The sequence below is a fragment of the Nocardia sp. NPDC059228 genome, assembly GCF_042754245.1.
Taxonomy (GTDB): Bacteria; Actinomycetota; Actinomycetes; order Mycobacteriales; family Mycobacteriaceae; genus Nocardia.
In genome coordinates this window covers 407,525-413,922 of the sequence record NZ_JBHZAL010000005.1, presented here as the reverse complement: position 1 = coordinate 413,922, position 6,398 = coordinate 407,525, and the positions used below count along the sequence as shown (strand labels likewise).

Below are 6,398 nucleotides of genomic sequence, written 5' to 3'. Positions count from 1 at the left end.
TGACCATGGAGTCCGACCTGCCCGCTCTCGTCGAGGAGTTCGCCGGCGCTGATCCGAGTGCGGAGGTGGGCGAGGATGATCCGGCGATCATCCTCTACACCTCCGGTACGACCGGTCGTCCGAAGGGTGTGGTGCACACCCAGCAGAACCTGGTCGCCGTGGCCGACTATCACCGGTTCATGGACGCCCTCGCGGCCGGTTTCCGCGGCCAGGGCTGGGATGGTTCCCCGGCGGGTCGCCGTTACCTGGCGACGATGCCGTTGTTCCACATCGCGAGCCTGCACAACTTGTCGATCCCGCGCCTGGCCACCGGTGACGCGGTGATCTTCCCGGCCTCGGGGGAGTTCGACGCCGAGTCACTGTTGAAGCTGGTCGAGACCGAGCAGGTCACCAACTGGGCGGCGGTGCCGACGTTGGCGAGTCGCATTCTGGCGGTGGATATCTCGCGCTATGACCTGTCGTCGCTGACGGCGTTCTCGCTCAATTCCGCGCCGTCGTCTCCGATTCTGGTGCAGCGGCTGCGCGAGCGGTTCCCGGTCGCGTTGCAGGGCCTGACCACCAGTTACGGGTGCACCGAGTCCGGTACCGCCGCGACGGTGGCGACCCCGCCGGAGTTGGCTGCTGACAACGAGACCGTGGGTCGTGCGGTGGTCGGTGTCTCGGTCGAGGTGCGTGATCTCGACGGCAACCCGGTGCCCGATGGTGAGGAGGGTGAGATCTGCATCCGCAGCCCGTATGTGATGCTCGGCTATTGGAACAACGAGGAAGCGACCAGGGCCGCGATCGATGAGAACCGTTGGCTGCGTACCGGTGATTACGGCACGCTGCGGGCGGGCAAGCTCTACATTTCCGGTCGTCGTTCGGATCTGATCTTGCGGGGTGGGGAGAACGTGTACCCGCAGGAGATCGAGAATGTCCTCGACGAGCACCCGCTGGTGCGCGAGTCGGCGGTGATCGGGGTCCCGCACGAGGATCTGGGCCAGGAGGTCGCCGCGATCGTGGTGGTCGACGACCCGCGGCAGCTGTCGGAGGACGAGTTGCGCGATCACGTGGCCAAGCAGCTGGCCTACTTCAAGGTGCCCGCCCGCTGGCTGGTCACCGCGGAACCCCTGCCGCGCAACGCCACCGGCAAGGTACTGCGCCGCGACCTCTCCCTGGGAAAGTGAATTCCTGTGTACGACACCATCATCAAGAACGGGCGCTGGTTCGACGGCACCGGCGCACCCTCGGCCATCCGTAATCTCGGCATCCGGGACGGCCGGGTGGCGACCGTGTCGGCCGCGCCGCTGGACGAGACCGGCTGCGCGCGAGTGATCGACGCGACCGGCCGCTGGGTCATGCCGGGCATGATCGACATCCACACCCACTACGACGTGGAGGTGCTGCTGGATCCGACGCTGTCGGAGTCGCTGCGGCACGGCGTCACCACGCTGCTGCTCGGGTCGTGCTCGCTGTCCACCGTGCATGTCGGCGGTTCGGACGCGGGCGACCTGTTCGGCCGGGTGGAGGCGATTCCGCGCAAGCACGTGGTCGAGGCGGTGGACGCGCTGAAGACCTGGAACAGCGCGCACGGCTATGTGGCGGCGCTGGAGTCGCTGCCGCTGGGGCCGAATGTCGCTGCCTTCATCGGTCATTCGGATATCCGGGCGTCCCAGCTGGGCCTGCAGCGGGCCACCGATCCGGATGTGCAGCCGACCGAGTCCGAGCTGACGGCCATGGAGCACAAGCTGACCGAGGCGCTGGACGCCGGATTCGTCGGCATGTCCTCGCAGCAGTTGCTGTTCGACAAGCTGGACGGCGAGGTGTGCCGGTCGCGGACGCTGCCGTCGACCTATGCCACCGGCAAGGAGCGGCGGCGGCTGAATCGCATTCTGCGCGACCGCAAGCGCGCGTTGCAGGGCGGTCCCGATGTCGCCAAGCCGCAGAGCATGCTCGGTATGGCGGCCAGCAGCCTGGGCTTCTTCCGGCCCAAGCTGAAGGTGAGCCTGCTGTCGGCGGCCGACATCAAGGCGATTCCCGGTGTGGTGAAGGTCTTTCCGCTGCTGGGCCGGATCATCAACGGGCTCGGCGGCGACTTCCGCTGGCAGCATCTGCCGGTGCCGTTCGAGGTGTACTCCGACGGCATCGATCTGCCGGTGTTCGAGGAATTCGGTTCCGGCGCAGCGGCTCTGCACCTGTCCAACCAGCTGGAGGAGCGGCGGGAACTGCTGGCCGACGAGAACTACCGCCGCTGGTTCCGCAAGGACTACGACAAGAAATGGGGGCCGCGGGTCTGGCATCGGGACTTCTTCGACGCCGAGATCACCGAGTGCCCGGATGCGAGCGTGATCGGCAAGACCTTCGGTCAGGTCGGCGTGGATCGCGGCGGCGTGCACCCGGTGGACGCCTTCCTGGATCTGGTGGTGGAGTACGGGCCCAAGGTGCGCTGGCGGACCACCATCTCCAATCACCGGCCCGAGGTGCTGGATGTGCTGGCGGCGGATCCCAGTGTGCAGCTGGGCTTCTCGGACGCCGGCGCGCATCTGCGGAACATGGCCTTCTACAACTTCGGGCTGCGGCTGCTCGAGCGTGTGCACAAGGCGCAGCAGGCGGGGCGGCCGTTCATGACGGTCGAGCACGCTGTGCACCGGGTGTCCGGCGAGCTGGCCGACTGGTACGACCTGGATGCCGGTCACCTGCGCGAGGGCGATCGGGCCGATGTGCTGATCATCGATCCGGCGCGGCTGGACGACAGCCTGGAAGCCTATGCCGAGAGCCCGATTCCGGAGTTCGACAACCTCTCCCGCATGGTCAACCGCAATGACGACACCGTCACCGCGGTGCTGGTGAACGGCGAGTTCGTCTTCGGGCTGGGGGAGAAGGCCGACACCCTGGGCAAGGAACGCACCGGCGAATTCCTGCGGGCAGGTGCCCGATGAAGGCCCGTAGATTCGACGGCCGCGCCGCGGTCGTCACCGGTGCGGCCTCCGGTATCGGCGCGGCCATCGCCGCCGCGCTGATCGCCGAGGGCGCGAATGTGGTCGGCCTCGACATCGACGAGGCAGGTCTCGGGAAGAAGGCCGCCGAACTCGGCGACGCCTTCGTCCCCGTGGTCACCGATGTCACCGACGAGGCCCAGGTGGAGGCCGGGATCGCCACCGCCGCATCCCGTTTCGGCCGTCTCGACGCGGCCTTCAATGTGGCGGGCGCGTCCCGTATCGGCGCGGTCACCGACCTCACCGAGGCCGACTGGGATTTCACCATCGACCTGATTCAGAAGAGCGTCTTCCTGTGCACCAAACATGAAGCGCGCCTGATGAAGTCGACCGGTGGCGGCGCGATCGTGAATATCTCCTCGCTCGACGCCCGCGTACCCATGCCCGGTGGTAGCCCGTACTCCACCGGCAAGGCGGGCGTGGTCATGTTCACCAAGAACGCGGCCCTGGAGCTGGCCCAGTTCCGCATCCGGGTGAACGCCATCCTCCCTGGCCTGGTGGACACCCCGCTGGTCGCGGCGGTCATGGGCTACGAGCCCGCCAAACAGCTATTCCTGGACCGCATCCCGATGGGCGCGCCCGCCACCCCGGAACAGATCGCCGCCCCCAGCCTGTTCCTCGCCTCCGACGACGCCTCCTACATCACCGGCATCGACATGGTGGTGGACGGCGGCTGGGAGCTGAGCAACTTCCCGAACTTGGCGAAGCTCGCGGGCTGAGCCGGGAACCCGCCCTGGGCCCCGAAACACGTTCCAGCCCAGGGCGGTTCAGCTCACGCCTCGCCGTCCGACCAGGGAATGGGATTCGGGAACGGTAACCGTGCCGGGCACGCGCGGCCAACCCGACCTGCTGCGGGGTGGTGCCGAACCAGCGGCGCACCACCCGGGTCAACTTCGATCCCGGACCAGCCGGAATGCCGCGCCGCCCGATTGCGTGCAGTCGGGCGGGCGCCACCGGCTTCGCTGCGACCGCGGGGCGGCTATCAGGACAGATCGAACCGTCCGCCCTGCACAGCCCGAGTGAACACGTCCCACTCAACCGGTCCGAAAACCAGCGCGGGCTGACATCGCACGAGTCGTGCGATGGGCGGTGCGAGGCGAAACGCTGTTTCGCCGCGCTCGTTCCGTATCTGGACATGCTCGCTCGGCGCCGGGCGGCCTCGTCCGGGTGGAATCTGTGGACCTCCCGGCAGTAGTGGGCCGGGCGGCGAATTCAAGAGGCGTGCTGGTCGGTCGGCAGCAGTTCGCGGATGAGTTGTTCTACACGCGTGCGGATTTCATCGCGAATGGGCCGTACGGCGGCGACGCCCTTGCCCGCGGGGTCGTCGAGCTGCCAGTCGCGGTAGTCGACGCCGGGGAAGTACGGGCAGGTGTCGCCGCAGCCCATGGTGATGACGACGGTGGAGGTCTGCACGGTGTCGGGTGTCAGGATCTTCGGTGTCTGAGCGGTGATGTCGATGCCGAGTTCGGCCATCGCCTCGACCGCGGCGGGGTTGATGGTCTCGGCGGGTGCGGTCCCGGCCGACCGGACCTCGATCGCGTCGCCGGCCAGGTGGGTGAGGAAGCCCTGGGCCATCTGGGAGCGTCCGGCATTGTGGACGCAGACGAACAGCACGCTGGGTGTGGCGGTCATCGGCTGGGTGGGCCTTTCAGGAGGTCTGGATTTTGTGGGGGCGTGACGATGTCGTCCGCCGGCACGGGATCGGGGTAGAGCAGCCCGATCAAGCCGAAACCGAGTGCGGCGCCTAGGATTTGGGCGGCGATGAACGCGGGCACCGACGCGGGGGCGATCCCGGCGAAGGTGTCGGAGAAGACGCGCCCGAGGGTGACGGCCGGGTTGGCGAAGCTGGTGGAGCTGGTGAACCAGTAGGCCGAGCCGATGTAGGCGGCGACGGCTGCGGCCGAGAGTGCCGCGCGCCCGGTGCGGGCGAGCGCGAAGATGACCGCGATCAGTCCGGCCGTGGCAACCACCTCGCCGACCAGGTGACCGGTGGTGACGCGGTGATGGGTGGCGATCTGAGCGGCGGGCTGGTCGAACATGATGTTGGCCAGCACCGCCCCCGCGACCCCGCCGGGTATCTGCGCACCGATGTAGGCCGCCAGGTCGGTGGCGCTCAGCCCGGTGCCGCGGCGGCGTCCTGCCCACCAATCTGCTACCGAGACAACGGGATTGAAGTGCGCCCCGGAAACCGGGCCGAGCATCAGGATCAGGATGCCCAGCCCGAACACCGTGGCGGTCGAGTTCTCCAGTAGTTGGAGACCCACATCGTGTGCGGATAGTTGCTGTGCCGCGATCCCGGAGCCGACCACTACGCACACCAGCAGACCGGTGCCGACGAACTCGGCCAGCAGTCGTCGTCTCAGCGTGTTCATCGGACCGCAGCCTCGGGGAGCGCGATGTCCAGTAGTGCCGAAAGCTGGTGCAGTGCAGCGGGTTCGATCCGGTAGTGCACCCATGACCCGCGCCGCTCGCTCGACAGCAGCCCCGCCTCGCGCAATACCCGCAAGTGATGGGAGATGGTCGGCTGGGAAACGTCGAAGCCGTCGGAGATATCGCACACGCAGGCTTCCTGCCCGGTGTGGCTGGCGATCACCGACAGCAGCCGCAAACGGACCGGGTCCGACAACGCCTTGAACACCGCCGCCAGCTCCGTCGCGGCCTGTGCTGTCAACGGTTCGCGGACCAGGGGCGTGATCTCACACGCGGGTGGGGTCACGGTCAGCGGAAGCACTTGATTCGACACCCGTCGATATTGATGGATATCGAATCAATGGGCAAGCGAACACCTGGTGAACGCCCCGGTGCGGGCTCAGCCGCAGCAGGATGCCCCGGAGGCCACGGCATCCGCCTTGGCCGCGCTGCCGCAGCAAGCCCCTTCGGCGGCGGCTTCCTCCGCGGTGCCACAGCAGACCGCCGTGGCCTGCGCGTCGTCCGCGACCGCTCCCGAGGCCAGCACCGGTGCGGTGCCGAAGGTTTCGCTATCGGCCAGCACCGTGTAGACCTCCCAGCGCTCGGCGTCGGGCGCGGCGACCCACACCTTGTCCTGGGTGGCGAAGCAACAGGTGGTCGCGATCTGCTCCTCGGTGAACATGCCGGCCTCGGAGAGCCGCGCGATCTCGGCGTGCACCTGGTCGCTGGACTCGACCTCGACCCCGAGGTGGTTGAGGCTGCCGCCGTGCCCCGGGTTCTCGATCAGTACCAGCTTCAGTGGCGGCTCGGCGATGGCGAAATTGGCGTAACCAGGCTTGCGCTTGGCGGGCTCGGCCTGGAACAGGGTCGAGTAGAACGCCACCGCCCGGTCGATGTCGTCGACGTTGAGAGCGAGCTGAACACGGGACATGAGACTGCACCTCCGCTTGTGAGACATATGTCGAAGAACTTGTGTGACCGAGTCTGCGCCACTATTTCGACATATGTCAAGAA

Annotated in this window: 7 protein-coding genes; 3 read left to right on the top strand and 4 right to left on the bottom strand. The window is 67.5% G+C overall.

Annotated features, from left to right (window positions below; translation table 11 throughout):
* From ACFXKA_RS12180 to ACFXKA_RS12170, 3 genes are all read left to right on the top strand, one after another.
* A partial coding sequence (locus ACFXKA_RS12180) for a class I adenylate-forming enzyme family protein (protein ID WP_379427208.1) occupies positions 1–1,166 on the top strand: 1,166 nt, incomplete at its 5' end.
* Between the two features lie 6 nt (positions 1,167–1,172).
* Complete coding sequence (locus tag ACFXKA_RS12175) at positions 1,173–2,918, top strand: amidohydrolase family protein (RefSeq protein ID WP_379427207.1); 1,746 nt, start codon at positions 1,173–1,175, stop codon at positions 2,916–2,918.
* The gene (locus tag ACFXKA_RS12170) at positions 2,915–3,694 is read left to right on the top strand and encodes an SDR family NAD(P)-dependent oxidoreductase (protein ID WP_354840315.1); all 780 of its coding nucleotides are present in this window, start codon (positions 2,915–2,917) and stop codon (positions 3,692–3,694) included. Before ACFXKA_RS12175 ends, ACFXKA_RS12170 begins: the two co-directional genes overlap by 4 nt.
* 493 nt (positions 3,695–4,187) lie before the next feature.
* Here the strand turns inward: ACFXKA_RS12170 and ACFXKA_RS12165 are convergent, their stop codons facing one another.
* From ACFXKA_RS12165 to ACFXKA_RS12150, 4 genes are all read right to left on the bottom strand, one after another.
* A complete protein-coding gene (locus tag ACFXKA_RS12165) occupies positions 4,188–4,607 on the bottom strand; it encodes an arsenate reductase ArsC (protein WP_354840318.1) in 420 nt (139 codons plus the stop codon).
* Entirely contained in the window at positions 4,604–5,347 is a 744-nt protein-coding gene (locus ACFXKA_RS12160; RefSeq protein ID WP_379427206.1) for an aquaporin, read from the bottom strand. Before ACFXKA_RS12160 ends, ACFXKA_RS12165 begins: the two co-directional genes overlap by 4 nt.
* On the bottom strand, positions 5,344–5,718 hold the full coding sequence (locus ACFXKA_RS12155) for an ArsR/SmtB family transcription factor (RefSeq protein WP_379427204.1): 375 nt from the start codon (positions 5,716–5,718) through the stop codon (positions 5,344–5,346). The genes ACFXKA_RS12160 and ACFXKA_RS12155 overlap by 4 nt, the downstream gene beginning before the upstream one ends.
* Before the next feature lie 66 nt (positions 5,719–5,784).
* Entirely contained in the window at positions 5,785–6,315 is a 531-nt protein-coding gene (locus ACFXKA_RS12150; protein ID WP_379427203.1) for an ArsI/CadI family heavy metal resistance metalloenzyme, read from the bottom strand.
* Between the last annotated feature and the right edge of the window lie 83 nt (positions 6,316–6,398).

Coding starts and splice junctions, on each gene's coding strand:
- ACFXKA_RS12170 (WP_354840315.1), top strand. CDS start 2,915: ATGAAGGCCCGTAGATTCGACGGCCGCGCCGCGGTCGTCACCGGTGCG.
- ACFXKA_RS12165 (WP_354840318.1), bottom strand. CDS start 4,607: ATGACCGCCACACCCAGCGTGCTGTTCGTCTGCGTCCACAATGCCGGA.
- ACFXKA_RS12160 (WP_379427206.1), bottom strand. CDS start 5,347: ATGAACACGCTGAGACGACGACTGCTGGCCGAGTTCGTCGGCACCGGT.
- ACFXKA_RS12150 (WP_379427203.1), bottom strand. CDS start 6,315: ATGTCCCGTGTTCAGCTCGCTCTCAACGTCGACGACATCGACCGGGCG.